The sequence below is a fragment of the Ruegeria sp. CDSA079 genome, from assembly GCF_059612245.1.
In genome coordinates this window covers 100,753-127,554 of sequence record NZ_JBXWQF010000007.1, presented here as the reverse complement: position 1 = coordinate 127,554, position 26,802 = coordinate 100,753, and the positions used below count along the sequence as shown (strand labels likewise).

Below are 26,802 nucleotides of genomic sequence, written 5' to 3'. Positions count from 1 at the left end.
GATAATCCTGATACGCTGCCGCCTGAGGGTCAAGGGAATGGCAGTTGCTGCTGAATGTCCTTCATGATCGCATTGCAGTTAATTTAAGACAGCGCCCCCTGAAACCTCGGGGCGCTATCGTTGAGTTTCCGGGTTCGCTCTATTCGTTTTCTGCGAGGAACCGCTCGGCATCCAGTGCCGCCATGCAGCCCATTCCGGCGCTTGTGACAGCCTGACGATAAACGTGGTCCGTCAGATCACCAGCCGCAAATACGCCCGGAACGGAAGTTTCGGTTGTTCCCGGCTTGGTGATGACATAGCCGCCCATATGCGTTTCCAGCGTGTCCTTGACCAACTCGTTCGCGGGGGCATGGCCGATGGCGACAAAGACGCCCTTGCACGGGATTTCAGTGATCTCGCCGGTTTTGACATGCTTGACCCGAACGCCCTCCACGCCCAAAGGCGCGTCGGTGCCGATCACTTCTTCCAACTGGTGGAACCATAGGGGTTCGATCTTTTCGTTCTTCATCAACCGATCCTGCAGGATCTTTTCTGCCCGCAATTCATCCCGGCGGTGGATCAGAGTCACCTTGCTGGCAAAGTTGGTCAGGAACAGGGCCTCTTCCACAGCGGTATTGCCGCCACCGATGACCACGATTTCCTGGCCGCGATAGAAGAACCCGTCGCAGGTGGCACAGGCAGAAACGCCAAAGCCTTTGAATTTCTCTTCCGACGGCAGGCCCAGCCATTTCGCGCGCGCGCCGGTCGCCAGAATGACCGCATCCGCTGTATAGGTGGTGCCGCTGTCGCCTTTGGCCGTAAAGGGCCGCTGACTGAGGTCCAGATCGCTGATGATGTCGCCGATCACTTCACAACCCATGGCTTTGGCATGATCCTGCATCCGCACCATCAGGTCCGGGCCCTGTACCTCGGTGTCGCCGGGCCAGTTCTCGACCTCGGTCGTTGTCGTCAGCTGGCCACCGGGCTCAATCCCCTGGACCAGAATGGGCTCCAGCATGGCGCGGCTTGCGTAAACGCCCGCGGTGTATCCCGCGGGCCCTGACCCGATGATCAGAACCTTGGTGTGTCGTGTGTCGGCCATGCTATCCCCGCTCGAATTGCCTGAAGTGGGCCTTTGGCCCGTCGCCCCGATATAGCGACCGACCGGCCCGGCTTAAACCCCCATCCTGATTGTGACCCCCGGCACTGCATCGGAAGGAATTGAGCGATTTGAAAATAAAGAAAATTGCGCATGTGCGAAACATTATTGCGCGCGCCTAGGGGGCTGATATAAGAACCGCAAAAATCAGGAGCATTTTATGGTCACGACTCGGCTGGATGAAATTGATCGCAAGATTCTGGCGGAATTGCAGGCAGACGGTCGCATGACCAATGTTGAACTGGCCAAACGAGTGGGTATCTCAGCTCCGCCTTGCTTGCGCCGGGTGCGCACGCTTGAGGACTCCGGCTACATCACTGGCTACCACGCCGAGGTCAATTCGCGTGAGTTGGGCTTTGAAGTGCAGGTATTTGCCATGGTCGGGCTGGACAGTCAGGCCGAAACCGAACTGCGCGCGTTCGAGGACCGCTGCCGCGAATGGCCGCTGGTCCGGGAATGCCACATGCTGAATGGCGAGGTCGACTTTATCCTGAAATGCGTCGCACCCGATCTTAGCAGCTTTCAGCAGTTTTTGACCAGTGAACTGCTGACCACGCCCAACGTGGCCAGCGTCAAGACATCGCTTGTTATCCGCGGCGCAAAAGACGAGCCAGGCGTGCCGTTCGACGTTCTGGAAGAACGTATGAACCGGATGGCGTAACGCCTACACGTTTCGGCTGTGCGGTGTTTGGTGGCAGCATCGCAGCCACCGCAAGGGATAGAACCCAACTTAGTACCAGCTGCATGATGCCCCCCATAATGCAGTAAACATAATCACACTCAGGCTGACATCGCGTCGATCTCTCCATCTCCGGTACGCGGCATCAGCAACGGGCCAAAATCGTTGAGCGACTCGATATGCGCAAACAGGTTCAAATAGATCGACCGCAACGAATGGCTGATCATGCGAACCGCGTTCACACCTGGGTGATATGTTTCGAACTGTAAACCATCTACACGAATAACGGAATGCCGTTTCAGGCAAATGTGAAACAGTTCAACCGGCGTGGGCGGCATTGTTTCAATCACACCCATTCCATCCTGAAACTCAGAGACCCGTGTGAGAATCGGTTCCCCACCATGAAGGTGCCGTAAATGCGCCGGAGCGCCGACGATTCGCGCTGCAGGCCCGGCGATTACACCTGACATCGGTTTCTGCATTCCGAATGTATCCGGCATGATCCGCGTCAGTGGGCGTGTCCGCCCTCGAGAATCCTCGCGGCCCGGAATCAGAGTGACCGACCCCTTCCAAAGAACAGTTTGCGAGTTGCCGTCCTGCGTCAGAACCGTATCCCCTGGCATCAGGTCCTCGATTGCAACTGGCCCGTGTTCCGTTTCAACCAGCGATCCGCGTGAAAAAGCGCAAAAGGCATCTTCGAACATCGGCAGAGCGGGTGCGATGTGGCGCGTCTGAGACACGTCGCCGTTTGGCAGCAGGCTGCTGACTTCGTAACGGCGCAATTGCGCCTTGGGTTTTGTGACCGGCCGCGGTGCTTCCCGCAGCATGGCCGACGTTTCGATGGCATTTCTGGCCGCTCGGGCCAATGAATTAGGAATAGTCATAAATTTTCCGTCCCCTCAAATGTCCGAACAGGCCTGGCGTACCCCCGTACAGGCCCACCTGACGAACAGGTTCTTTGTCTTGAAACAAATGGAAGACCCTTGGACGGTGGCTGCTATGCCCCGTATGGCGACGAAATCTCGCTTTCCAATGGTCAACACATTGACCCCCCAGACAAACTCGTACTTCACGGGCGAAAATTGCCCGCACACACAACTCCTGATCAGGTCACGAACCTCTCGCTCGCGCCCCATTACACATCAAGCCGGAGTATGCCTGATGCGTTATCGCCCTTTTTAGACCGGCAGCTTGGTCTCGGGGCGTTTCTGTCTCAGCGTCGAGCCGCGATACGGCTTGCGACCCTGACAGAATGGCTTGAAACCCGTTTCCATGGCATTTCCAGCTTCTGATCCCGCGTGGCGGCGACCATGGCTTTGAGAAAGCGAGATTTGGGTTTCATGTTTTTTGTCCTGCCTTGTTCGGGAAGGTCATTCCCGCATCCTGTTTGAACCTTTTGTGACGCCCATTTGCGGCGCGGATAAGGCTTATCCGGGATGAATTGCAGACAAAAAATAGAAGCTTCACACTCCTTTCACTCAACACGCCAGCGTTCGAAACACGAACGTCAGATACACATCTGATGACTGGCAAAACTCGTTACGATTCTTGATTCCGGTAAACACAACAAATGTGGCGGAAAAGTGGCGAGGGGTCTAAATCTGGGCCAAAATCACAATCTTATGACTGAGATCAGCCTGCCGTAATCGGCTTGTTTCGCGTGTGTTGAACGGCGATAGGAATAGAACCGATCCGGGTCGGAATAGGTGCAATGCCGGGTCCATTCCGCCTGTCCTACACCGGCCTGCCGCAGCCTGTGCAGGCCAAAAGAGGGCAAGTCGAATTGCAGCCGGTCATCCTGACCATTTGCAAAGAATTGGGTGTTGTCCGGTGTATCCGCCATGAAAGCGTCTAGAAACTCGGGTCCCACCTCATAAGCGCGTTGGGAAATGCTGGGACCGATCACGGCACTGATGTTGTTGCGATTGGCCCCTAACGCCTCCATGCAGTCCAACGTAGCCTCAAGTACGCCGTCCAGCGCCCCGCGCCAGCCCGCATGGGCCGCGCCGATCACCTGCGCGTCAGGATCGGCAAACAGGACCGGCTGACAATCCGCTGTCAGAATAGTCAGGGCCAGACCGGGGGTCGCGGTGACGATGGCATCCGCCTTGGGCCTTTTGCCTTCAACTGGGCCTTCAACGGTCAGAACTGTCGGCGAATGGACTTGGTGCACGCCGATCATCGCTTCGGGCGCAACGTCCATCGCATCGGCCACCCGCTTGCGGTTCAGCGCCACAACTTCGGTCTGATCGGAGGAGCCATAGCCACAATTCAGCCCATCAAATATTCCCGACGAGGCACCTCCGCGACGGGTGAAGAACCCATGGCGCAACGGCGACAGCAAGTCTGAGGTCAGAATTTCCAATGTCATGGCTCTAATCCTGGCGGTGGGGCGGCATAGGCCGGGAAAAGGCCCATCACTTTGAACAGATTTCCCATTTCGTCGGGATGCGTCAACCGGCGATGTGCGGCGATCAGCGAGTCCAGCTCGGATCCGCTCAACGCCTTTGCCAGTGTTTGCGCGCGTGCGGTAATACCTAACCGTTCCAGAAACACGCCCTGTGGGGTCAGGCGCGTGTGGCGGCATCCGCAGGCACGGGTTGCAACGGCTAAAGGTTCAAAGTCCACATGTGCGGTCAGATCGGCCTGACCGGGTGCGGCCAGAGGATCGGCGTGTTCATGGTTTTGCAGGGCCTGTAACGTGTCACCCAGCGAATGCCAGTCGCCATAGTCCACGATCAACGCCGCGCCGCCATGGCTGGCGATCCGGCTGGCCATCACGGTCAGAATGGGAATCGCTGCCGCACACAGTTCGACTAGATCTCCGTCCTTGGTATCCGTGAGCCTGTCATTTAGCGCCACCTGCGGCCCGTTTGGACCCCGCCCGAACAGAAGCGAGCCACCCCGTTCGCCCACCAAACGTTCGCACCAGCCGTCGCCTTCGCGCATGAACTGACGAATGGGCAGGGCATCAAAGAATTCGTTCGCCACCAGCAGCAGCGGCTGGTCCGGCAGGGCTGCGACGCTGTCGATCCAGGTTGGCGCGTAATCCTTCAGCGTCTCGGCCTGCACCTGTTTCAATACAGGCGATGCCTCGATCAGCACGACCTGAGCGGACTCGTAAAACCCCGGGACAGCCCGAGTTGCGCGCAGAATATCGGTCATCAGTGTACCGCGCCCCGGTCCCAGTTCGCACAGGGTGAAAGGCGCAGGCCGCCCCTGATCCATCCAGCTTTGCGCCAGAGACAGGCCGATCAGTTCCCCGAACATCTGACTGATTTCCGGCGCGGTGGTGAAATCCCCTTTGGTCCCGAGTGGATCGCGCGTAGTGTAATAGCCTTGCATGGGATGTAGTAGGCATTCGGCCATGTAATCTGCCACGCTCATTGGCCCATCCTGCCGGATGCGGGCGACCAGATGATCGGTCAGGCTCATGCCGCCCGCCGTGCGCGCAGGGCAAACCAAAGGCCAATCGCGATCATTGGCAATGACAGTATTTGCCCCATGGTCAGGCCATAGCCACCCACATGCCAAGCCAGCCCCAGCGGGTTGCCGGGTGACACAAACTGGGCATCCGGTTGGCGGAAAAACTCAACAATAAAGCGAGACGCGCCATACCCCGCCAGAAACAGGCCCATGATCAGGCCGGGCTTCTGAAAGGCCCCCCTGCGATATACCAGCCACAGCAGCAACGCGCCCAGCAACACACCTTCTAGCGCGGCTTCATACAGCTGCGACGGGTGTCTCGCACACATGCCCGCAACAACGCCGGGGCAGTCCTGCGCGGCAAAGCCGGGAAAAATGACGGCCCAGGGCAGCTCGCTTGGGCGGCCCCACAGTTCGGCATTCACGAAATTGGCCAACCGCCCCAGCAGCAGACCGGGCGGAACGGTGTAGGCGACCAGATCACCCAGCAACAGGGCAGGGATCTTATGGCGACGGGCAAATAGGTGGGACGCGAGGATTACACCAAGCAGACCGCCATGAAACGCCATGCCGCCTTGCCAGACCATCAGAATCTCCAACGGGTGCGAAAGGTAATAGGCAGGTTGATAAAACAGCACAAAGCCAAGTCGCCCGCCCAGTATCACACCAAGAATGATCCAGGTGACCAGATCCTCCAGCTGTTCTGGCTTCATCGGCGGGCCGCCTGTGGGCCACAGGACCGGGCGGCGCAGCGCCACAACAGCCAGCCGCCAGGCGATCAGGATGCCCGCGATATAGGCCAGCGCATACCATCTTAAAGCGAACTCCATCCCGAACAGCGAGATCGAGAACAATTCGGGCGACAGATCGGGGAAATTCAGAACAGCCTGCATGTGCGTCTCATTGCCCGTGGTTTGTAGGGCAAGTCAACCTTGAGCCTGCGCCATTCTTTCCCCATATAAGGAACAACCGCGATACCGGAGTAAAGATATGCAAACCCGCAACAAGATCCTGGACGACGTGTCCCAACTGATGACCAACGCCATGGGCGTGGCGCAGGGTGCGCGTGAAGAGGCCGAAAATGCAATGAAGTCGATGATCGACCGCTGGTTGGCCGACCGCGATTTCGTCACCCGCGAAGAATTTGATGCCGTCCGCGCCATGGCCCAGAAAGCGCGTGAAGAAAATGCGGCACTCGAAGCCCGCATCGCCGCGCTTGAGGCGAAGCTGGACAAATAACGCCCCGGGCGTTTTGTCATTTTCAAAAATTTGGACGAGCCCCGCAATCGCGCAATCCAACCCGGATTGTGCGGTGACGTGTATTCTGACGTGCCACAGAATTTAATCAAGACAAAGCTGACCCAAGCGCCAATATTTTGATCGCCGTTGCCTTCTGTCCACAACTTATTGCTGTTATCCCCAAGAATTAGGGTTGCCAGAACTCACGGTACATCGCACCATATTTAGTACAGGCCTACGGGGGAAGCCCGGCCTGTAGAGAAGGCAACTAGCGCTGGGGCGCTGCCAGCCCCGAAATGCTAGAGATTAGTGAGGTGGCATTATGGCCCTTTCCGAGCAGTATCTCGAAGAAGACATTCATCCGATCGACATTGTTGAAAACCTGGCCGAACATCACGATTGGGATTTTGACCGTATAGGCGACGATCAGATCGCCATGGCCGTCGAAGGACAATGGCGGACTTACTCGATCACTCTGGCCTGGTCCAACTATGACGAAACGCTGCGCATGGTGTGCTCGTTTGAGATGGAGCCGCCGGCCGAGCGCGAAATGCAGCTCTATGAGTTGCTCAACAAGATGAATGATCAATGCTGGGCGGGCGCCTTTACCTATTGGGCAAACCAGAAGCTGATGGTTTACCGCTATGGGCTGGTCCTTGCAGGGGGACAAACAGCCAGCGCGGATCAGATCAACACAATGATCACCGCCGCAGTCATGAGCGCCGAGCGGTACTACCCCGCGATCCAACTGGTGACCTGGGGCAATCGAGGCCCAGAAGAAGCCATGCAAGTGGCCATTGCAGAGGCCTACGGCCGGGCGTAAAGCTTTGCCCCAAACCGACATGTAACGCGGGAGGGGCAAATGGACATGACGCGTGTGGCCGAACAGGGGCTTGTGCTTCTGGGATGCGGTAAGATGGGGTCCGCAATGCTGGCGGGATGGCTGGAACACGGCCTCCCGCCAGCGTCCGTTTGGGTGATCGACCCGTATCCGTCCGACTGGCTGAAGGCGCAGGGCGTCAACATCAACACTCCATTGCCCGAAGCGCCCGCCGTGGTGCTGGTCGCGGTCAAGCCGCAGATGATGGGTGAGGCTTTGCCTGCTATTCGGGCACTGGGCGGTGGTGACAGCCTGTTTGTCTCGGTCGCGGCGGGCACCTCGATCGCCTCGTTCGAAACCGTATTGAGCAGCGATACCCCAATCATTCGCGCCATGCCCAACACACCCGCGGCCATCCGTCAGGGCATCACGGCACTGATCGGCAACAGCCATGCCTCGGACAATGATCTGACCTTGGCCGAAAGCTTGCTGTCGGCAGTGGGCGAGACCGTGCGTCTGGACAATGAGGCGCAGATGGACGCCGTAACCGGTCTCAGCGGATCCGGCCCGGCCTATGTCTTCCACCTGATTGAAACTCTGGCTGCCGCTGGCGAGGCACAGGGTTTGCCTGCGGAACTTGCCATGAAACTGGCGATATCCACAGTTGCAGGCGCTGGTGCGTTGGCCGTGGCGGCCGAAGACGACCCGGCGCAGCTGCGCATCAATGTGACCTCTCCGAATGGCACCACGCAGGCCGCGCTTGAGGTGCTGATGCATGATGAACAGGGGTTCCCCGATCTACTGCACCGTGCCGTCAAAGCCGCAACCGACCGATCCAAGGAGCTGTCACGTGAGTGAGATTTCATTCGACGACTTTCTCAAAGTCGATATCCGGGTGGGCGAGGTGATCCGCGCCGAACCCTATCCCGAGGCCCGCAAACCTGCGATCAAGATGTGGATCGACTTCGGGGAAGAGATCGGTGAACGCAAGACCTCGGCCCAGATCACCGCGCATTACGATCCGTCGGCTCTGGTTGGCAAACAGGTCATGGCTGTGGTCAATTTCCCTCCGCGCCAGATCGGCAGGTTCATGTCAGAGGTTCTGGTCCTGGGTCTGCCCGATGAAAATGGCGAGATCGTTCTGATCGGCCCCGATGGCAAAGTTCCAACCGGCGGACGGATGCACTGATGAAACTACTGATTGCACGACCAATGACCTCGGCGGTCGAGGCTCGCGCCCGTGCCGAGTTTGACGTGGAGATACGTGAGAACACCATGCCCATGTCACAGCAGGAGATGCTGTCCGCTTTGGCAGAATTCGATGTTGTTGTACCGACACTGGGCGACCAGTTTTCCGCTCAGGTTTTTGGGGATGCAGACAAGCCTCGTTGCAAGCTGTTGGCCAATTTCGGCGTTGGTTATAACCACATCGATGTGGATGCCGCACGCTCAGCAGGTGTGGAGGTGACCAACACGCCCGGTGCGGTCACCGATGCGACGGCGGATATCGCCATGACCTTGCTGCTGACAACAGCCCGACGCGCGGGCGAGGGCGAGCGGCTGGTCCGCTCGGGTCAATGGCAAGGCTGGCACCCAACGCAGATGCTGGGGCATCACGTCAGCGGCAAACGCGTCGGTATCGTTGGTATGGGCCGCATCGGGCAGGCTATCGCCCGTCGGTGCCATTTCGGCTTTGGAATGCAGGTGGCCTATCAATCCCGCAGTGCAAAGGATCTGGACTTCCCGGCAGAGTTCATGCCCCAATTGCAGAGCGTGGCCGCCTCGGTCGACTTCCTTGTGCTCGCGGTGCCCGGTGGCGCGGAAACCCGCCATCTGATTGATGCGCATATCCTTGAGGCGATGAGCCCTTCGGCAATTCTGATAAATATCGCTCGGGGCGAAGTCGTGGACGAAGTCGCCCTGATCTCGGCACTGCAATCCGGCCAGATTGCAGGGGCTGGGCTGGACGTCTACGAGTTCGAGCCCAGTGTACCACAGGTCCTCTGTGATATGGAAAATGTCACCCTGCTGCCCCATCTGGGCACGGCCACCGAAGAGGTGCGAAGCAGCATGGGCCATATGGCGCTGGACAACGTCGCGGCCTTTGTGGCGGGCAGGGCGTTGCCTAATCCGGTTTAGTCGCCCATCGCATCGCGCCAGTGCTTGCGGCAAAGCGAGGCATAGGTTTCGTTGCCGCCGATCTGCACCTGGGCACCTTCGGTTATGGCGTTGCCGTTTTCGTCCTGACGAATCACCATCGTTGCCTTGCGGCCGCATTTGCAGATGGTGCGCACCTCGCGCATTTCGTCGGCAAGGGCCAGCAGGGCGGCTGATCCGGGGAACAGTTTGCCCTGAAAATCCACGCGCAACCCATAGGCCAACACCGGAACTTTCAGATCATCGACCGCACGCGCCAGCTGCCAGACCTGTTCTTCAGACAGGAACTGGGCCTCGTCGATGAACACGCACGCCACCGCGCCTTCGTTCAGGCGTTTCTGAATCATGGCGAAGACATCGTCGTCAGGTGTGAATGTGTCGGCCTGTTCCGAGATACCGATACGCGATGCAATCCGCCCGGATCCTGCTCGTCCATCGATGGCGGCGGTCATCAGATAAGTCTGCATCCCACGCTCACGATAGTTGTGCGAGGCCTGCAGTAACACGGTCGATTTACCCGCGTTCATTGTCGAATAGTTGAAATACAGCTTTGCCATGGCGCGGGTCTAAATTGCCTGATGCAAAGGAACAAGATATCAATCGTTTTGACAGAGCGACGTCGCCGTTGTTTTTGCAGAGGCCGAGCTACGCTCTAGGGGATGGAACCCCGACATCCACAACAGCGACGCCGTCGGCCAACATGTGGCCAAAACGGAGCGAAGCCAAACAATACCGCCTCGCAATCACTCGTTACCGGCTTGAACTGCCGCCACTCACTCACAAAATCCCCCGCATATCTGAGGGATAGTCAATGTATGACATTTCAATTATGAATCGGTTATGGGAAATTTCCCGACGCTTTCCCCCAATTGGACATCGGGCAGGCGTTTGCAGGTAACAAAGGTAATAAAATGGCAGATATCGGGGCCTATCTGAAAAAGCATACAGAAGCATTGGTCAAAGACGTCGGAATCGAAGCCGCATGTGAAATTACCGGGAAATCCAAGGCCACTCTGGGCCGGTATTATTCCGACAACGCCGAACATGCGGACAGATTCATGCCTGTGGATGCGGTGGCCCGTCTTGAAAACGCGGCAACTTACCCGCATGTCACGTCGGCTTTGGCGGATCTGAAGAACATCACCTTGTCTTATACCGACCGCAATTCGACTGAGCCGCGTACAGGCGGCGTGAATTCGGATGTCATCGCGCTCAGCCAGCGGTTTGCGATGCTGATGACCGAGTATCAGGCAGCCATCGAAGACGGCATCATAACCGTGAACGAGGCCAAGCGGCTGTTGAGGGAAACCAGCCTGCTGCAACAGGTTCTGATCGAGATGAAGTTGCACCTGGAAGAAGAAAGCGTCAGCTAGTCCCGTTTTTCCTATGCGGGCGCCTGTATCCAGCTGAAATCCGGCCGTCGGATCGCAAGGCTCAGAAGCCTAGAAATTGCGGTCAGAAAATGTCCAGGGCCATAACACGCGCCTCAATTCAGTCACGCCCGTGCAATAGGTATATAGTGCAGAAAACACCTTCAAGGGCACATGATCATGCAAACATCGCAGCAGATCTACAGCAGCCGTACGGATCCGGTGGTCTTGTTGGCCTTTGTCTGCGCCTTTGTAGTGCTTGTGGTCTTGATGACGCTGAGCGGCCACAGCGAAGGCTCCGACGATGTGATGCGCTGGGTCGGTGTGCGCGACCTGCTGGAAGGGCAAGGCTGGTTTGATGCCTATCAGCAGCGATTGGGTCCCAACGATGGAACCCTGATGCACTGGTCCCGCTTGGTCGATGCCCCGATTGCCGGGCTTTACTTTGCACTCCAGCCGGTTTTTGGCCCCGACATCGCCTTTCAGATCACGGCCTTTTTCTGGCCAGCGCTACTGGCAGCACTGACTTTATGGGCCTTTGCGATGACCGGAGGTGTTCTGGGCCGGCGTGAGGGCGCAATCTCGGCTCTCGTCATCGGCGTGCTTACTCTCGAACACTCGCGGAAGTTCGACTATTTCTCTTTCGATCATCACAATCTTCAAATCCTGCTCTTTGCAGCGGCGATTGCATTTTTTGTGCTGCGCAAGGACAGGCGCTATGCCGGTTGGATGCTGGGGCTTTGCCTGGCGCTGTCGGTGTCGGTGGGCACCGAAGCCATATTGCAGATCGCACTCATCGCGGTGTTTTGTGCCATCGACTGGATGATCAACGGCACACCTGCGCGCCACCGCACTGTGACCTTCGGCGTTGGACTGGCCCTGACCCTTGCGCTGACCAGTCTCGCGACGACTGGGCGGGATAGTTTCTTTTACCCAAGTTGTGATGCACTGACCATCAGCGTGGCATTGCCCGCAAGTGTGGCGGCGCTTGGTCTTGCTGCAGTGGCCTGGATCGGTTCCGGCTGGTCTCGTCCTGGCCGGATTGTTGCCTGCCTCGGTGCCGGGGCCGTGACACTGGCCTGCTCCTATGTCTTTGCGCCGTATTGCCTCAGCAATCCTATCGACGCGCTGCCGCAAGAGATGCGGGTATTCTGGCTTGGACAGATAGCCGAAGCGCAAGGTATCAGCGTTGTGCTTGAACGGCATTGGGGTGAGGTCATTGCCCTGATGGCGATGTCCCTGCTGACGACGGGAGCGGCGCTGGCTTTCGCGCTCAGGTCCCGCGCTGGTTTGGATTACACCCTGTTTCTTGCGCTGATCGCTGTTGGCTTTGTCGTTTTCCTTTACCAGTCCCGGATGATGACCTTTTTCAGCGTCTCGTTGGTGGCGGTTCAGGCGCAGATCCTGCGTGTGCTGTACAACGCTTACGCGCGGGATCGCCATGTGGCCGCCGGGCTGGCGATGGTGGCGTTTGTCATTTGCGTTTCACCCAAGATCGGCATCAGTTTGGAAAAACAGTTTGGGGCTTTGTTCAACCCGTCTTTTGCCGCTTCATCGTCAGCCGCCGGGCAAGACCCTTCAGAGGCCGGTGCCTCTTGCCGCACGCCGCAGGCTTATGCGGCGCTGCGCGATCTACCCCGTGGTATGGTTCTGATTGACTTCGATTTTGCGGCAAACGTGTTGCGTTACACCGACCACGCGGTACTGGCTGGCAATTACCACCGCAATCAGGCCGGAATTCTGGCGCAGATCGACTTGTTTCGATCCGACGCCACACGTATCGCGCCGCGCTTAAGGGCGCTGAACATAGATTACGTGCTTCTCTGCACCTCGGCACCACGGGCCGATTTCTGGAGCTCGGCGTCAGGCGGGCGTGGTTTGCAGACGCGATTGGTGGAGGGCGAGGTGCCGGACTACCTCACCCGCATTCCAGGTTCGGGCGAAGACGCTTTCCAAATGTTTAGAGTCACTGCGGCGCAATAAGCGCTTTTAGGCGTGGCGCTTTACGATCACCGACCCAACCGAATACCCGGCCCCGAAAGAACAGATCAGCCCAAGATCACCGTCTTGCAGGTCGTTGGAATACTTCGAAAACGCGATGATCGACCCGGCGGATGACGTGTTTGCATAATCCTGAAGGATATTTGGCTGCTCGCCCGCTTCGGGCTCACGGCCCAGAACCTTTTTGCCGATGAAATCGTTCATGGTTTTGTTGGCCTGATGCAGCCAAAGGCGTTTGAGGTCGGTATTGCTGACCCCTTCGGCATCCATGTGGTCGCTGATATGCTTGCTGACCATCGGTAGCACTTCCTTGAACACTTTCCGCCCGTTCTGCATGAACTGCATGTCGCGCCGGTCGGTCATCCCATCCGGGCGCGAACGGCGCAAAAAGCCGTTGTTGTTGCGGATATTGTTGGAAAACGCGGTGGCGCAGCGGGTCGATAGGATTTCGAAATGCGGGCCTTGCGCGTCTTCGATCCGTTCGATCAGGGTTGCCGTCGCGACATCACCAAAGATGAAGTGACAATCGCGGTCGCACCATTCCAGATGGCCCGAGCATATTTCCGGGTTCACCACCAGCGCCGCACGCACCGATCCTGACCGCACCATGTCCGCCGCCGCCTGTATGCCGAACGTGGCCGAGGAACAGGCGACGTTCATGTCAAAGCCGAACCCGTCGATACCCAGTTCCTGCTGTATTTCAATCGCAACCGCCGGATAGGCGCGTTCGTGGTTCGAGGCCGCACAGATTACCAGATCGACATCTGCCGCGTTGCGCCCCGCCTGAGCAAGCGCCTTCCTGCAGGCATCCACTGCCATCTCGGTCATGATCCCGGGCTCATCGTCGCTGCGCTGCCGCAGCGACGGGTGCATCACGTCCGGGTCCAGCACACCAGACTTGTCCATCACATAGCGGTTCTCGATTCCCGACGCCTTCACGATGAACTCTTCCGAGGAATGTTGCATTGGCTCCATCTGCCCTGCGGCAATAGCCTCGGCATTCTTCGCGTTCTGTTTGTCGGCATAAGCGTTGAACGCCTCAACAAGTTCTGCATTGGTGATGACGTTTTGAGGCGTGAAGACACCGGAACCGGTGATGGCGGGGGTATACATGGCGGGCCCTGAATGTTTCGGATTTGCTCAAAATGCAGTCATGGTGTGATTTGATCAAGGTATGTTGACCCAAGGGAATGTTTCCGGAGGCGCAATTTCATATCTTGAATAGTTCAGAAATCGAAGTATATCGCCCCTAACGCGCGCGGAGAACCTCAATGCCAAACGATATCAGCACCAGGCTTGGCCGCCTAAGCCCCGAGATTCAGGCGATCATGGGGGTGTATGCCCTGTACTGGAAGCTGGAAGAGACATTTGACTGTATCGAAACGGACCTGAGCCACCCCGAATGCCACATGCTGATCAAGCTAGATCAGCCAAAGCGCATGGGGGTACTGGCTGCCGATATGCTAAGCGTGCCTTCAACAATCACGGCCACTGCCGATTCCCTTGAAAAAGCAGGCTACTTGACGCGCGAGCGTGACCCCGAAGACCGCCGTGCCTGGTTGCTGGTGCTGACCGGCCAAGGCGAGGAGGCCCGCAATATGCTGGTGGCCGAGGCCGGAGACCTGTTTCACAGGGCTTCGGGCCTGAACAAAGAAGAAACCGCCGAATTCGCGCGACTTGCGTGCAAAATCCGTGACAACGTTTTGAAAACGGGAATTCCCGAGGGATTGAAGAAATGAAACTCCTGACCTCTATCGGCCTTGCTCTGGCCGTTCTGGCAAGCCCCATTGCCGCTCAAGGCACCCCCAAACCGGTAAAACTCATGCAGGTGCGCGAGGCAGCACCTGGCTTCACCCGCCAGTTCTTTGGCCGCGTCGCTGCGCGTCAGACCGTTGATCTGGCCTTTCAGGTGGCTGGTCAGATCGTCGAGATGCCCGTTAACGAAGGGTTCGTGATCCCCAAAGATGGCCTGATTGCCCGTCTGGATCAGGAGCCGTTCGATCTGCGTCTGGATCGTGCGCGTCTTCAAAAGGATCAAGCGGACCGTACAGTTGCCCGCTTGTCCCGCCTGCGGGGCACAACGGCCAGCCAGGTGGCGGTCGATGACGCGGAGACCGAGGCGCAACTGGCCGCGATTGCCCTGCGCGACGCGGAATACGAGTTGGAACACGCAACCCTGACTGCGCCGTTCGATGCGCTTGTCTCCAGCCGCGCGGTCGAGGCTTTCACCACCGTATCGGCAGGCGCGCCCATTGTTCGCATCCACGACATGTCCGAACTGCGCATCGAGGTGGACGTGCCCGAGATCCTGTTCCAACGTTCAGGTCAAAACGATGAAAGAACGATCACCGCCAAATTCCCCGTCAGCGACGAGGTCTTCCCACTGGAAATCCGGGAATTCGACGCTGAAACCTCCAGCGTGGGCCAGACATTCCGTATCCAGTTTGGCCTGACTCCGCCCGAGGGATTGCAAATCCTTCCGGGATCTTCAGTCACCGTGAACGTTCAGGTCAGGGATGGACGCACAGGTATCGTCGTACCAGCGACGGCCATTGTCGCGGACGCCACCGGTGAACTCAGCGTCATGGTGTTCTCTCCGGTCGGAGCGGATGACGGCACCGTCCGCCGTGTTCCGGTGACCATTGAACCCACGCAGACCGGCGATGTGCGGGTACTGACGGGCTTGTCCGATGGTGACGAAGTTGTTGTTGCCGGTGGCGCGGTACTGACAGACGGTCAGCCCGTGCGTCGGTTCACCGGCTTCGCGAACTGAGGTGCTGACAGATGAACATCGCTCGTGCTTCGATTGATCGACCGCTTTACACATGGCTGATCATCCTCATTGCCCTGTTTGGGGGCATCTGGGGGTTCATGTCGCTTGGCCGGTTGGAAGACCCGGCCTTCACGATCAAAAACGCGGTTATCGCCACGCAATACCCTGGTGCCACAGCGGAACAGGTGGCGCTGGAAGTATCTGAGCCGCTGGAATCCGCGATCCAGCAGATGGGTGAGGTGGACGTTATCACCTCGGTCAACCAGCCGGGGCAATCTCTGATCGAGGTCGAGATCAAGTCGACTTACGACGGCACTGAACTGCCCGCCATCTGGACCCGCCTGCGGGCCAAAGTGCGCGACGCAGCACGCGGCTTGCCGTCGGGCGTCAGCCAACCTTACGTGAATGACGGTTTTGGCGATGTGTTTGGTCTGTTCTATGCCGTAACCGCCGAAGGGTTCTCGGATGCCGAAAAGCACGAATTGGCCACCTTCCTGCGACGGGAGTTGCTGACCGTTGATGGTGTGGCGGATGTCGAGGCTCAGGGCCTGCCGAATGAAGCAATCTTTGTGGAGCCTGATCTGGCGATTTCGGTGAACCAGAATGTACCGCTGCAGGCGATCAACGAAGCCATCGCCAACGCGGATTCGGTGAATTCCTCGGGATCTTTGCGCTCGGAAAACGAACGCACCACCATCTTGACCGCCGAAGGGTCTGACAGTGTGTCGGCCATTGCGGGCCTGTCCGTCGGCTCGCAAGGGCAGGTGATCAACCTGTTCGACATGTCCAACGTCTATCGCGCCCGTCAGAACGATCCGGATATCATGATCCGCTACAACGGGACCGAGGCGTTCACCCTTGGCATCGCGGGCCTGGCCACGGAAAACATCGTCGAAGTCGGCAAACGGGCCGACGCCAAATTCGCGGAACTGGACGCGAATATCCCCTTCGGTGTGGAAATTCTGCCGATCTACCAGCAACATGTGGTGGTCGAGCAGGCCTCGAACGATTTCCTTGTGAACCTTGCCATGTCAGTGGCCATCGTGGTCGCCGTGCTGGGTATCTTCATGGGTTGGCGCGCAGCTATAGTCGTGGGCTCGACCCTGTTGTTGACCGTGGTTGGCACGCTCTTGTTCATGTCGCTGTTCTCGATCGAGATGGAGCGAATATCGCTGGGCGCCCTGATCATCGCTATGGGGATGCTTGTAGACAACGCCATCGTGGTGGCCGAAGGGATGCAGATCTCCATGTTGCGCGGCAAGTCCTCGCGCGATGCCGCCGAAGATGTGGCATCGAAAACCCAGATCCCGCTGTTGGGGGCCACTGTAATCGGTATCATGGCCTTTGCCGGCATTGGCCTCAGCCCCGATGCGACGGGTGAGTTTCTGTTCTCACTGTTTGCGGTGATCGGTATCTCGCTGTTGCTCAGCTGGATACTGGCCATAACTGCTACGCCGCTGTTGGGGCACTACTTCTTCAAGCAGGGCAAAGAAGGTGAGATCGACGCTTACGGAGGCATCCTGTTCCGTATCTATGGTGCAATTCTGCATTTTGCGCTCCGCTTCCGCTGGTTGGTTGTTATCGGCCTCGTTGGTGTAACAGTGGTGTGTTACGCCGGGTTCGGGCTGATGAAACAGCAGTTCTTCCCGAACTCGAACACGCCGCTGTTCTTCGTGCATTACAAGCTGCCTCAGGGCACACCGATTGCGCGTACGGCGCAGGATATGGCGGTGTTCGAGAACTGGCTGGCCGACCGCGATGACGTGGTTTCGGTCACAACCTTCGTGGGGCAGGGCGCTACCCGATTCATGCTGACCTACTCGGCGGAAAAACCGAACCCGAGCTATGGGCACATGATCATCCGCACAGAAAACCTGGATGACATTCCGGCCTTGCAGGCGGATCTGGAAGCGTTTGGATCTGTTCAGTTCCCCGAAGGTGAGTTTGGCACCAAGCGTCTGGTCTTCGGACCCGGTGGCGGTGACCCGATCCAGGCCCGGTTCTCGGGCAGTGATCCGGTGGTGCTGCGTCAGCTTGCCGACGAGGCCGTGCAGCGCATGGCTGCGGCATCGCCCAACGCGCTGCTCGTCCACCACGACTGGCGCGAGCAGGAGTTGGCGGTGCAGCCGATCTATGCCACCGAACGGGCGCAGACTGCAGGTGTAACGCGCGAGGATATTGCCGCCACGCTGCAGTTCTCGACCGACGGCATCACGGGGGGGGTGTTCCGGGAACGTGATCGTCTGATCCCGATCATCCTGCGCCGACCGGTGGACGGAGATTATTCAATCGTCGATCAGGTGGTGTACTCGGACCAGTCTGAGAAATTTGTACCAATCGAACAGATGGTTGACGGGTTCGAGTACAAGTCGCTCAATACGCTGGTGCACCGTCGTGACCGTGTTTTGACCATCACCGTCGGTGCGGACATTCCGCCTGACCTGACGGCAGCACAGGTTCATGCCGAAGTGCGGGACGCCATCGAGGCCATCGCGCTGCCCCCCGGGTACAAGATGGAGTGGGGCGGTGAGTTCGAAAACTCACGCGATGCGCAGGAAAGCCTGGGCAAGCAATTGCCGCTGAGCCTGCTGATCATGGTTCTGATCTCGGTCCTGCTGTTCAACGCAATCCGTCAGCCGATCATCATCTGGCTACTGGTGCCGATGTCGGTCAACGGCGTGGTCATTGGCTTGCTGGGAACTGGTCTGCCGTTCACCTTCACCGCGCTTCTGGGTCTGCTCAGCCTGTCCGGCATGTTGATAAAAAACGGCATCGTTCTGGTGGAGGAGATCGACCTTGTTCGCGCCACAGGAAAACCCCTGCGTGAGTCCATCGTCGAAGCCTCAGTCTCCCGTTTGCGCCCTGTTATGCTGGCGGCCATCACGACCATTCTGGGTATGGCACCGCTGTTGACGGATGCGTTCTTTGTCTCGATGGCGGTGACGATCATGGGCGGTCTGGCGTTTGCAACCGTTCTGACCATGGTCGCCGCGCCGGTGTTCTACCTGCTTTTCTTCAAGCGGGACGAAAGACGCGAGGCGCTGACCACCTGAAAACAAGCTTAGGCCGGGTCTGTTTGAAAGGCCGGGCCCGGTGAGGTCAAATCAATGGAACAAACGGCACATCACATGCAGCCAGAACGGTGAAAGTTGTGAGAACCAGAAATACCCGCATTGATTCATACTCCTTGTGCCTGAAAAAAATGCGCGCCCGTTGATGGTAGGTCAACGGGCGCGCATCTGTTTGTTCGTCAATGAGCCAATTGTGGCTCAGGCGGGTTACCCCTGCAGCGACTTCACCTCGACATCCTCTTCGGCCTGCGCCTTGATCGCCAGCGCAGCAGCGTGGCTTGCAGCGGCGGTGGTGTAGTACGGGATCTTGTCATAAAGCGCGATGGACCGGATGGCCTTGCTGTCCTCAACCGCCTGCGCGCCCTCGGTGGTGTTCATCAGCAGTTGGACCTGCCCGTCTTTCAGCATGTCGACCACGTCAGGGCGACCCTCATAGACCTTGTTGACCACGTCGCAGGGCACACCCTGTTCCGCCAGCCAGCTTTGCGTGCCGCGGGTGGCGACCAGCGTGAAGCCCTGCTCGACCAGAACTTGTGCGGCCTCAAGCATCGCTGCGCCTTTGTCGGCATCCTTGATCGAGATAAAGGCACGGCCCGAGGACGGCAGGACCATACCTGCGCCCATCTGTGCCTTGAGGAAGGCGCGCGGGAAGTCGCGGTCCCAACCCATGACCTCACCGGTCGAGCGCATTTCCGGGCCCAGGATCGTGTCAACGCCGGGGAAGCGCGCGAAGGGCAGAACGGCCTCTTTCACCGAGAACCACGGCATATCGGGATCGGCCAGCGTCATCTGATCAGCGATCTTGGTATCGTCCACGGTTTTGTAGGGCGGGCGTTGCGGGAAGTTGGCCAGCTTTTCGCCTGCCATGACGCGCGCGGCGATAGACGCAATCGCACTGTCGGTCGCCTTGGCCACGAATGGCACGGTGCGCGAGGCGCGCGGGTTCACTTCGATCAGATAAATCTCATCGTCCTTGATCGCGAACTGGACGTTCATCAAACCGACAACGTTCAATGCCTTTGCCAGTTTGAACGTCTGATCCTTGATCTGCGCGAGGATCTCTTTCGACAAGGAATAGGGTGGCAGCGAACAGGCCGAGTCGCCCGAGTGCACACCGGCCTCTTCGATATGTTGCATGATGCCTGCGACATGAACGTCGGTGCCATCGCACAGCGCATCAACGTCCAGCTCAACCGCGCCAGCAAGATAGCTGTCCAGCAGAACAGGGCTGTCGCCCGAGACCACAACGGCCTCGTTGATGTAGCGTCTCAGCTGATCCATATCGCGAACGATTTCCATCGCGCGGCCACCCAGAACGTAAGAGGGGCGGATCACCAGCGGGAAGCCGATGTCTTCGGCGATTTCAAGTGCTTGCTCGTCGGTGGAGGCGATGCCGTTATTGGGCTGCTTCAAGCCCAAATCGTTGACCAGCGCCTGAAACCGTTCACGGTCTTCAGCCAGGTCGATGGCGTCCGGGGTGGTGCCCAGGATCGGGATACCTTCGGCCTCAAGCGCATTGGCCAGTTTCAGCGGGGTCTGGCCGCCGAACTGAACGATGACCCCGTGCAGCGTGCCGTTTTCCTGTTCTTTCGTTAGGATTTCCATCACGTGTTCGAAAGTCAAAGGCTCGAAATACAGACGATCCGAGGTGTCATAGTCGGTCGACACGGTCTCGGGGTTGCAGTTGATCATGATGGTCTCATAGCCCGCTTCGGTCAGCGCGAAACAGGCGTGACAACAGCAATAGTCGAACTCGATCCCCTGACCGATCCGGTTGGGACCACCGCCCAGAATGACGACCTTTTTCCGGTCGCTCGGACGTGCTTCGCATTCGACCTCGCCCATCATCGGGGCTTCGTAGGTCGAGTACATATAGGGCGTCTGCGCCTCAAATTCGGCGGCGCAGGTGTCGATGCGTTTGAAGACGGCGGTGACGCCCAGATTGCGGCGGGCCCGGCGGACATTGTCCTCATCTCGGCCCGTCAGATTGCCCAGACGCGCATCGGTGAAACCCAGCATTTTTAGTCTGCGGATACCGTGCTCGGTGACGGGTAGCCCGTCTTTGCGAACCTGACGCTCGGCTTCAATGATCTCGCGGATACGGGCCAGGAACCAGGGGTCGAATTTGGTGACTCCGAAGATTTCGTCATCGGTCAGACCATGACGCATAGCTTGCGCAATGGTACGCAGACGGTCCGGCGTTTGCTGGCTGATCGCCTTGATGACGGCAGCTTTATCGTCGGCCTCATCCCAGAGACCCACGTTCAAGCCTGGGATTTCGATCTCATCAAAGCCGGTCAGGCCCGATTCCATCGAAGCCAGCGCCTTTTGCATCGATTCGTGGATCGTGCGGCCGATGGACATGGCTTCGCCCACCGATTTCATCGCGGTGGTCAGGTAGGGTTCCGAGCCGGGAAATTTCTCGAATGCGAATTTCGGGATTTTGGTTACGACATAGTCGATGGTCGGTTCAAACGACGCAGGTGTGACTTTGGTGATGTCGTTGTCCAGCTCATCCAGCGTGTAGCCAACCGCCAGTTTTGCGGCGATCTTGGCAATCGGGAAACCTGTTGCCTTGGAGGCCAGCGCCGAAGAGCGTGACACACGCGGGTTCATCTCGATCACGACCATGCGGCCATCGTCGGGGTTGATCGCCCATTGTACGTTCGACCCACCGGTCTCGACACCGATCTCGCGCAAAACAGCAATCGAGCCGTTGCGCATGATCTGGTATTCCTTGTCGGTCAGCGTCAGGGCAGGGGCCACGGTGATCGAGTCACCCGTGTGAACGCCCATCGGATCGATGTTTTCAATCGAACAAACGATGATGGCGTTGTCGGCAGTGTCGCGCACCACCTCCATCTCGTATTCCTTCCAGCCCAGCAAGCTTTCATCGACGAGGATCTGGTTCACCGGCGATGCATCCATACCTGAACGGCAGAAGTGGATATAGTCTTCACGGTTATAAGCCACGCCGCCGCCGGTACCGCCAAGGGTAAAGGCAGGGCGGATGATGGCCGGCAAGCCGATCTCTTCCAGCTCATCCAAAGCGATCTGTACACCCGCGTCCAAATCCGCGCTGCCGTTTGGTTTGCGTGGTGCGGTCACGATGGTGGCCTTGGGATTTTCCAGCCCCAGACGATCCATCGCCTCGCGGAACAGTTTGCGGTCTTCGGCCATCTCGATGGCGTCGCGCTTGGCGCCGATCATCTCGACACCGAACTTGTCCAGCACACCCATTTCTTCCAGTGCGAGCGACGTGTTCAGGCCGGTCTGACCACCCATGGTGGGCAGCAGGGCGTCAGGGCGTTCTTTCTCGATGATCTTGGCGACCACTTCGGGCGTGATCGGCTCGATATAAGTGGCATCCGCCAGACCGGGATCGGTCATGATCGTCGCCGGATTCGAATTCACCAGAATGACCCGGTAGCCTTCCTCGCGCAGCGCCTTGCAGGCCTGAGCGCCGGAATAGTCGAATTCGCAGGCCTGACCGATAACAATGGGGCCCGCCCCGATGATCATGATCGACTGGATGTCGGTTCTTCTCGGCATGGCCTGGTTCCTTTGATTGTCAGCGAGTCAGGGCACCGCCCAAGCGCCCAAATTGTCCTGCGTTATAGGGACCGCGCGAAAAGGTGCAAGAGGGATCGGAAACAGGGGCGAAATTGCCGCTTTCCCCTCTTTCACTTGGTGGAGTATTCTCTATACGGCCCCTCACGGCAATTGAGGATGCAAGTGCGTATTCGTTTCGATCAGGGACCGGCCGGGCGTGGAACCCGGTTCCAGCGTCCGTCCCAGATTATCCGCGCGGATGTCGCGGAAGAGGTTCCCCAGGCTCTGGCGGCGCTGGATGAGGCGCGCGCGGATGGTGCCTGGCTGGCAGGGTACGCCAGTTACGAGCTTGGTTATGCGCTGGAGCCCCGGCTGCTGAACCTGTTGCCCAACGATCGTCGCCTGCCTTTGCTGTGCTTTGGTGCTTACGACGCGCCGGATCGTGTTACCCTGCCGACCGCCGCCGGTGAAGTTAGCGAATTTCAACCTCGTTGGGATGAAGAGTGCTATACACAGGCGTTTCAGGCTGTGCACGACGCCATCGGCGCGGGCGACATCTATCAGGCCAACTTAACCTTCCCGATTGACCTGACGGTTTCGGGCGACAGCGAAACACTCTATGCCGCGTTGGCTGCGGGGCAACCAGTGGGCCATGGTGCATTGGTGCAGCAAGATGGGTTACCGGATCTGCTTAGCCGCTCACCCGAGCTGTTTTTCCGCACGGATGAGAGCGGAAAGATCGAAACGCGCCCGATGAAGGGCACCCAGCCACGCAGCGACGACCCGGAAGAGGACGATTGGCGTCGGGCTTTCCTGTCCACGGACGAAAAGAACCGGGCAGAGAACCTGATGATCGTTGACCTGCTGCGCAATGATATCAGCCGCGTCGCGTTGCCTGGGTCGGTTCATGTTCCCGAGCTGTTTCGGGTCGAAACCTATGCCACTGTGCATCAGATGGTCTCGCTGGTCCGGGCGCAATTGCATAAATGCGTCGGGCTGGGTGAGATTCTGACGGCGCTGTTCCCCTGTGGGTCGATCACCGGTGCGCCTAAGATTCGTGCAATTGAGATTCTGGCCGAGCTGGAGCCGTGGGCGCGTGACATCTATTGCGGCACCATTGGCTGGGCTGCGCCTGACGGTCGGTCCGAATTCAATGTGGCCATCCGCACCTTGATGCTTGAAGACGATCACGCCACTCTGAACGTAGGCGGTGGAGTCGTCTGGGACAGCACCGCCCCGTCAGAATATGAGGAGGCGCTATGGAAAGCCCGCTTCGCCCGCCAGCTGAGCCTGATTTCCGTCTGATCGAAACGCTGGCTTTCCGGCCTGAGCGGGGGTTCATTCGGCAGGACCGTCATCTGGCGCGTATGGCCCGCACGGCAGGGGTCGTTGATATTCCGTTTAACCCGGATCAAGCGACTGCTGTGCTGAATGAAGCTGTCGGCGATACCCCGTTACGTTGCCGCCTGACACTGGACGCATCTGGTGTGTTTGATCTGACGACTGGTGTTCTGGCTGCCAATCCATCAATCTGGCGCGTCGCTTTGTCCGATCAGCGTCTGGCTTCGAATGACCTGTGGTTGCATCACAAGACAACCCAACGATCACTCTATGACTCTGCGCGCGCAGGGTTGCCCGAAGGTGTCGATGAGCTGTTGTTCCTGAATGAGCTTGGCGAATTGTGCGAAGGCACCATATCAAACGTGTTTTTGGAAATGTCCGATGGTCGAGTTCTGACACCCGCCCTGTCCAGCGGGCTGTTGCCGGGGATACTGCGTGAAGAACTGCTGGATAAAGAAACAGTTACAGAAGCCGTACTGACCTTGACCGATCTCAAAAACGCGCAAATTGTACATATGGGCAATTCATTGCGCGGGCTGATCCGGGTGGAGCTGATAGACACGTGACCAAAGACAGCACGATGATCGGACCGCTGGTTGCACTGCCACGGCTGAGGCTGGAATTTGGCCTTTTCTATGTTGGCCTGCCTTTGCTGATCGCCGTTCTTTTCCCACCCAACTGGATGTTCCCGGCGCTGTTTGCCTTGACTGGGCTGGGTATAGTGTTGTTGCACCGGACACCAGGCTTTCAGTGGGCTGAACTGCGTTATGACTGGGCCAACTGGTCGCTGCGTGAGGTGGCACTTTTTGCCGCCATCATGACCGTCTTCTGCGTGGGGTTGATACACGTTACGCGTCCGGATGCCGCGTTTTTCTTGGTAATACACCGCCCCGAGATGCTGGCGTTCATCTGGGTCGGCTATCCATTGCTGTCTGCCCTGCCGCAAGAGCTGCTGTTCCGCCCTCTGTTCTTCCGCCGCTATCACGCGATCCTTCCTAACGGACGCGCGGCCTATCTGTTAAATGCCGCAGTATTTTCGTTCGCCCACCTGATGTACTGGAGCTGGATCGTCGCACTGATGACCTTCGCGGGCGGGCTATTGTTCACGTGGGCGTATCGACAGCGCGGCTCGTTCTTCTATGCGGTGCTGTTGCACGCAATTGCGGGCAATATCATCTTTGCGGTGGGGCTGGGTGTCTATTTCTACTCAGGCAATGTGCAAAGGCCGTTTTGACGGCGCGACCTGCCTTGACTTTCCGGGCTTGACGGGGTGTATCGGCGCGACGAATTCTGCGCCCGAAGGGATATGATCCATGCACGCCTACCGCAGCCACACCTGCGCCGCTCTGACCGCCGCCAATGTTGGTGAAACCGTCCGCCTGTCCGGTTGGGTGCATCGGGTTCGCGATCACGGTGGCGTGCTGTTCATCGACCTGCGCGACCATTTTGGTGTGACGCAGGTTCTGTGCGACGGCGACAGCGCGGCTTTTGCCGAGTTGGAAAAAGTCCGGTCCGAATGGTGCATTCGCATCGACGGCACCGTCAAAGCGCGTGACCCGGAACTGGTGAACGCAAAGCTGCCCACCGGCGAGATCGAAGTTTACGTGCGTGAACTGGAAGTGCTGGGTGCTGCCGACGAACTGCCGCTGATGGTGTTCGGCGATCAGGAATACCCTGAAGAAACCCGCCTGCGCTATCGCTACCTGGACCTGCGCCGCGAAGCGATGCAGCAGAACATGACCCTGCGCTCGGACGTTGTGTCCTCGATGCGCAAACGTATGTGGGATCAGGGTTTCCGCGAATATCAAACGCCGATCATCACTGCGTCCTCGCCCGAAGGTGCACGCGATTTCCTGGTGCCCTCGCGCCTGCATCCGGGCAAGTTCTACGCGCTGCCTCAGGCCCCTCAGCAGTTCAAACAGCTGATCATGGTGTCGGGCTTCGACAAGTATTTCCAGATTGCGCCATGCTTTCGCGACGAAGACCCGCGTGCCGACCGTTCGCCCACCGATTTCTACCAGCTTGACCTCGAGATGTCCTTTGTCGAGCAGCAGGACGTGTTCGACACGATCCAGCCTGTTCTGACCGGCGTGTTTGAAGAGTTCGGTGGAGGCCGCAAGGTCGATCAGGACTGGCCGCAAATTTCCTACAAGGACGCGGCCCTGTGGTATGGCAGCGACAAGCCCGACCTGCGGAACCCTATCAAAATGCAAGTGGTCTCTGACCACTTCCGCGGGTCTGGCTTTGCGATTTTCGCAAAGCTGTTGGAGCCGGACGGCACCGAAATCCGCGCCATCCCAGCGCCGACCGGTGGCAGCCGCAAGTTCTGTGACCGCATGAACGCCTTTGTCCAGAAAGAGGGTCTGCCCGGCATGGGCTATATCTTCTGGCGCGATCAGGGCGAAGGGATGGAGGCCGCTGGCCCGTTGGCCAAGAACATCGGCCCCGAGCGCACCGAAGCGATCCGTCAGCAACTGGGTCTGGGTGTCGGCGATGCGGCGTTCTTCCTGGGTGGTAAGCCGAAAGCCTTTGAAAAGGTTGCAGGTAAAGCGCGCGACGTGATCGGTGAAGAACTGAACCTGACCGAGAAAGACCGCTTTGCCTTTGCCTGGATCGTGGACTTCCCGATCTACGAGCAGGACGAAGAAACCGGCGCGATCGATTTTGAGCACAACCCGTTCTCGATGCCGCAGGGCGGTATGGAAGCGCTGCAAGGTAACCCGCTGGACGTGCGCGGATACCAGTACGATTTGGCCTGTAACGGGTACGAGTTGGTTTCGGGCGCGATCCGGAACCACAAGCCGGAAATCATGCTGAAAGCCTTTGAACTGGCAGGCTATGGCGAGGATGAAGTCAAATCCCGCTTTGGCGCTCTGTTCAACGCCTTCCACTATGGCGCTCCCCCGCACGGTGGGTGTGCGGCGGGCATTGACCGGATCGTGATGTTGCTGGCGGATGAGGCCAATATTCGCGAAGTGATGATGTTCCCGATGAACCAGCGCGCCGAAGATCTGATGATGGATGCACCCTCTGATCCGACCTCGGATCAGTTGATGGAGCTTGGTCTGCGCATCATTCCTCAGGACTAATGTAAAACCGCCCGGAAAATGCGGGCGGTTTTCATATGGCGATAGGAAACGTTCCGCGTATCAGTCCAGTGGGTTTTCCAGTTGATCTCGATTGACCCGAATGCTGCGCGCTGTTTGTCGCGTCTGGCGATAAGCCCAAAGGCACA

The 26,802-nt window shown here is 58.3% G+C and carries 24 protein-coding genes; 15 read left to right on the top strand and 9 right to left on the bottom strand.

Annotation, left to right across the window (positions count from 1 at the left end; genetic code table 11):
* Positions 1-139 precede the first annotated feature (139 nt).
* A complete protein-coding gene (trxB, locus tag AC2FJZ_RS09675) occupies positions 140-1,081 on the bottom strand; it encodes a thioredoxin-disulfide reductase (RefSeq protein ID WP_496669445.1) in 942 nt (313 codons plus the stop codon).
* Between the two features lie 217 nt (positions 1,082-1,298).
* Here trxB and AC2FJZ_RS09670 point away from each other — a divergent pair, with 217 nt between their 5' ends.
* Positions 1,299-1,799, top strand: coding sequence for an Lrp/AsnC family transcriptional regulator (locus AC2FJZ_RS09670; protein ID WP_496669446.1), 501 nt, complete (start codon positions 1,299-1,301; stop codon positions 1,797-1,799).
* 119 nt (positions 1,800-1,918) lie between these two features.
* On the opposite strand, the gene AC2FJZ_RS09665 is transcribed toward AC2FJZ_RS09670, so the two are convergent.
* From AC2FJZ_RS09665 to lgt, 5 genes are all read right to left on the bottom strand, one after another.
* Positions 1,919-2,701, bottom strand: a complete 783-nt coding sequence (locus AC2FJZ_RS09665; RefSeq protein WP_496669448.1) for a Hint domain-containing protein — start codon at positions 2,699-2,701, stop codon at positions 1,919-1,921.
* Between the two features lie 329 nt (positions 2,702-3,030).
* Positions 3,031-3,159, bottom strand: a complete 129-nt coding sequence (locus AC2FJZ_RS09660; protein ID WP_256364025.1) for a hypothetical protein — start codon at positions 3,157-3,159, stop codon at positions 3,031-3,033.
* Positions 3,160-3,429: 270 nt separating this feature from the next.
* Positions 3,430-4,188: a peptidoglycan editing factor PgeF gene (gene pgeF / locus AC2FJZ_RS09655; RefSeq protein ID WP_496777291.1), complete on the bottom strand. Its 759-nt coding sequence runs from the start codon at positions 4,186-4,188 to the stop codon at positions 3,430-3,432.
* Positions 4,185-5,252: a class I SAM-dependent methyltransferase gene (locus tag AC2FJZ_RS09650; RefSeq protein WP_496777289.1), complete on the bottom strand. Its 1,068-nt coding sequence runs from the start codon at positions 5,250-5,252 to the stop codon at positions 4,185-4,187. Before AC2FJZ_RS09650 ends, pgeF begins: the two co-directional genes overlap by 4 nt.
* On the bottom strand, positions 5,249-6,136 hold the full coding sequence (gene lgt, locus AC2FJZ_RS09645; protein WP_496669453.1) for a prolipoprotein diacylglyceryl transferase: 888 nt from the start codon (positions 6,134-6,136) through the stop codon (positions 5,249-5,251). The genes AC2FJZ_RS09650 and lgt overlap by 4 nt, the downstream gene beginning before the upstream one ends.
* 97 nt (positions 6,137-6,233) lie before the next feature.
* On the opposite strand from lgt, the gene AC2FJZ_RS09640 reads away from it, so the two are divergent.
* The 5 genes from AC2FJZ_RS09640 to AC2FJZ_RS09620 all read left to right on the top strand — a co-directional run bounded on the left by AC2FJZ_RS09640 (position 6,234) and on the right by AC2FJZ_RS09620 (position 9,441).
* Entirely contained in the window at positions 6,234-6,482 is a 249-nt protein-coding gene (locus tag AC2FJZ_RS09640) for an accessory factor UbiK family protein (RefSeq protein ID WP_050604795.1), read from the top strand.
* Between the two features lie 322 nt (positions 6,483-6,804).
* Complete coding sequence (locus tag AC2FJZ_RS09635) at positions 6,805-7,305, top strand: type III secretion system chaperone family protein (RefSeq protein WP_050604794.1); 501 nt, start codon at positions 6,805-6,807, stop codon at positions 7,303-7,305.
* A 39-nt stretch (positions 7,306-7,344) separates the two neighbouring features.
* A complete protein-coding gene (gene proC / locus AC2FJZ_RS09630) occupies positions 7,345-8,160 on the top strand; it encodes a pyrroline-5-carboxylate reductase (protein ID WP_496777288.1) in 816 nt (271 codons plus the stop codon).
* Positions 8,153-8,491, top strand: coding sequence for a tRNA-binding protein (locus AC2FJZ_RS09625; RefSeq protein ID WP_050604792.1), 339 nt, complete (start codon positions 8,153-8,155; stop codon positions 8,489-8,491). The genes proC and AC2FJZ_RS09625 overlap by 8 nt, the downstream gene beginning before the upstream one ends.
* Positions 8,491-9,441, top strand: a complete 951-nt coding sequence (locus AC2FJZ_RS09620) for a 2-hydroxyacid dehydrogenase (protein ID WP_496777285.1) — start codon at positions 8,491-8,493, stop codon at positions 9,439-9,441. Before AC2FJZ_RS09625 ends, AC2FJZ_RS09620 begins: the two co-directional genes overlap by 1 nt.
* On the opposite strand, the gene AC2FJZ_RS09615 is transcribed toward AC2FJZ_RS09620, so the two are convergent.
* Positions 9,438-10,016 carry a thymidine kinase gene (locus tag AC2FJZ_RS09615; protein ID WP_496777283.1) on the bottom strand — a complete coding sequence of 193 codons (579 nt, stop codon included), beginning with the start codon at positions 10,014-10,016 and terminating at the stop codon, positions 9,438-9,440. The genes AC2FJZ_RS09620 and AC2FJZ_RS09615 overlap by 4 nt on opposite strands.
* A 354-nt stretch (positions 10,017-10,370) precedes the next feature.
* Here AC2FJZ_RS09615 and AC2FJZ_RS09610 point away from each other — a divergent pair, with 354 nt between their 5' ends.
* Together AC2FJZ_RS09610 and AC2FJZ_RS09605 are read left to right on the top strand one after the other, a co-directional pair.
* Positions 10,371-10,832 (top strand): hypothetical protein, encoded by a 462-nt coding sequence (locus AC2FJZ_RS09610; protein WP_050604878.1) that lies wholly within the window; start codon positions 10,371-10,373, stop codon positions 10,830-10,832.
* A gap of 177 nt (positions 10,833-11,009) precedes the next feature.
* Entirely contained in the window at positions 11,010-12,812 is a 1,803-nt protein-coding gene (locus AC2FJZ_RS09605; protein ID WP_496777281.1) for a hypothetical protein, read from the top strand.
* A gap of 6 nt (positions 12,813-12,818) precedes the next feature.
* On the opposite strand, the gene AC2FJZ_RS09600 is transcribed toward AC2FJZ_RS09605, so the two are convergent.
* Positions 12,819-13,943 carry a beta-ketoacyl-ACP synthase III gene (locus AC2FJZ_RS09600; protein ID WP_496669465.1) on the bottom strand — a complete coding sequence of 375 codons (1,125 nt, stop codon included), beginning with the start codon at positions 13,941-13,943 and terminating at the stop codon, positions 12,819-12,821.
* A gap of 158 nt (positions 13,944-14,101) precedes the next feature.
* Between AC2FJZ_RS09600 and AC2FJZ_RS09595 the strand changes: the two genes are divergently transcribed.
* Genes AC2FJZ_RS09595 through AC2FJZ_RS09585 form a run of 3 tightly spaced genes read left to right on the top strand, consistent with a single transcriptional unit; the run spans position 14,102 to position 18,656 of the window.
* Positions 14,102-14,569 carry a MarR family winged helix-turn-helix transcriptional regulator gene (locus AC2FJZ_RS09595; RefSeq protein WP_496777279.1) on the top strand — a complete coding sequence of 156 codons (468 nt, stop codon included), beginning with the start codon at positions 14,102-14,104 and terminating at the stop codon, positions 14,567-14,569.
* A complete protein-coding gene (locus tag AC2FJZ_RS09590) occupies positions 14,566-15,603 on the top strand; it encodes an efflux RND transporter periplasmic adaptor subunit (protein ID WP_496777276.1) in 1,038 nt (345 codons plus the stop codon). Before AC2FJZ_RS09595 ends, AC2FJZ_RS09590 begins: the two co-directional genes overlap by 4 nt.
* Before the next feature lie 11 nt (positions 15,604-15,614).
* Positions 15,615-18,656, top strand: coding sequence for an efflux RND transporter permease subunit (locus AC2FJZ_RS09585; protein ID WP_496777274.1), 3,042 nt, complete (start codon positions 15,615-15,617; stop codon positions 18,654-18,656).
* Between the two features lie 225 nt (positions 18,657-18,881).
* Here the strand turns inward: AC2FJZ_RS09585 and carB are convergent, their stop codons facing one another.
* Positions 18,882-22,226, bottom strand: a complete 3,345-nt coding sequence (carB, locus tag AC2FJZ_RS09580; RefSeq protein WP_050604784.1) for a carbamoyl-phosphate synthase large subunit — start codon at positions 22,224-22,226, stop codon at positions 18,882-18,884.
* A gap of 177 nt (positions 22,227-22,403) precedes the next feature.
* Between carB and AC2FJZ_RS09575 the strand changes: the two genes are divergently transcribed.
* The 4 genes from AC2FJZ_RS09575 (at position 22,404) to aspS (ending at position 26,656) form a co-directional block, all read left to right on the top strand.
* Positions 22,404-23,531 carry an aminodeoxychorismate synthase component I gene (locus tag AC2FJZ_RS09575; RefSeq protein ID WP_496777273.1) on the top strand — a complete coding sequence of 376 codons (1,128 nt, stop codon included), beginning with the start codon at positions 22,404-22,406 and terminating at the stop codon, positions 23,529-23,531.
* Positions 23,486-24,133, top strand: coding sequence for an aminotransferase class IV family protein (locus AC2FJZ_RS09570; RefSeq protein WP_496777271.1), 648 nt, complete (start codon positions 23,486-23,488; stop codon positions 24,131-24,133). The genes AC2FJZ_RS09575 and AC2FJZ_RS09570 overlap by 46 nt, the downstream gene beginning before the upstream one ends.
* Before the next feature lie 14 nt (positions 24,134-24,147).
* On the top strand, positions 24,148-24,801 hold the full coding sequence (locus AC2FJZ_RS09565) for a CPBP family intramembrane glutamic endopeptidase (RefSeq protein WP_496669665.1): 654 nt from the start codon (positions 24,148-24,150) through the stop codon (positions 24,799-24,801).
* A gap of 79 nt (positions 24,802-24,880) precedes the next feature.
* Positions 24,881-26,656 carry an aspartate--tRNA ligase gene (aspS, locus tag AC2FJZ_RS09560; RefSeq protein WP_496777270.1) on the top strand — a complete coding sequence of 592 codons (1,776 nt, stop codon included), beginning with the start codon at positions 24,881-24,883 and terminating at the stop codon, positions 26,654-26,656.
* Positions 26,657-26,802: the final 146 nt, after the last annotated feature.